Source organism: Saccharothrix sp. ST-888, from assembly GCF_000955975.1.
Taxonomy (GTDB): Bacteria; Actinomycetota; Actinomycetes; order Streptomycetales; family Streptomycetaceae; genus Kitasatospora.
Map to the genome: position 1 here is coordinate 1 of NZ_JYJF01000499.1, position 372 is coordinate 372.

At 68.8% G+C, this 372-nt stretch carries 1 protein-coding gene; it reads left to right on the forward strand.

Going from position 1 to position 372, the window contains the following annotated elements:
• The coding region (locus UK12_RS43925; RefSeq protein WP_231591489.1) for a hypothetical protein at nt 1-219 on the forward strand (219 nt) is incomplete at its 5' end.
• Nucleotides 220-372: the final 153 nt, after the last annotated feature.

Consider the following 372-nt stretch of genomic DNA (forward strand, 5'->3'; position numbering starts at 1 on the left):
GCTGTACTGGAAGCAGCCGTGGCCCTCGGCGTTCTCCGCTACACGTTCCCGAAGGACTCTCGCCATCGCCTGGAGCTGTGGAAGGCATTCTTCGAGCACCGCCGTCGGCGCTGGCAGGAGATGGAGCATCGCCGTGCGAATGGAAGGTCCGGAAAGCCTCGTCAGCTCGATTGCCCTGCAGCAGCGGAGACCGCGCAGTGCCGCGGCTCCTACTGGTAGATGGGCGGACCGCTGGCGGTCCGTGAGCATCCGCTCGGATCAGCCCTTCCCGGCGTACAACGCCGGTGTTGCTGTGCGCAGCGCGACCCGGTAGGCGTCACCGCGGCGGGTGACTCCGGCGCCGCTAATCCGGGCCCCGGGGTGGGCCAGAGC